The following is a 386-nucleotide window of genomic DNA, read 5'->3' on the forward strand; positions in this document are numbered from 1 at the left end:
TTGTTATTCATAGCGATGATTTCAACTTGTCCGTCAGTGATGCCTTTAACTTCAGAGCCCCATTTTCTAGCAATTTTAATGGCTGCTTCAACAGCTTCAGTACCAGAGTTAAGGGGGAGTACTTTGTCTTTCTTAGCAAGATGACAAATTTTTTCTTCCCATTTCCCGAGATTGTCACTATAAAGGACACGTGAAATGATAGACAACTTTGAAGCTTGTTCTGTCATCGCTTTAACAATTGTTGGATGACAATGGCCTTGGTTTGCAACTGAAAAACCCGAAATGCAATCTATATATTGTTTGCCATCAGTATCCCAAACTTTGCCCCCTTTACCTTTAGAAATGACAAGCTTCAGTGGTGCATAATTATTAGAGCTATAATAATC

1 protein-coding gene is annotated in these 386 nt (G+C 38.1%); it reads right to left on the bottom strand.

Annotation, left to right across the window (positions count from 1 at the left end; translation table 11 throughout):
- Positions 1 to 386: aminotransferase class III-fold pyridoxal phosphate-dependent enzyme (locus ETC02_RS17135; RefSeq protein WP_171698497.1), on the bottom strand; the 386-nt coding region annotated here is incomplete at both ends.

Origin of the sequence: Geobacillus sp. DSP4a (assembly GCF_013096875.1) — a bacterium.
Lineage (GTDB): Bacteria > Bacillota > Bacilli > Bacillales > Anoxybacillaceae > Geobacillus > Geobacillus thermophilus.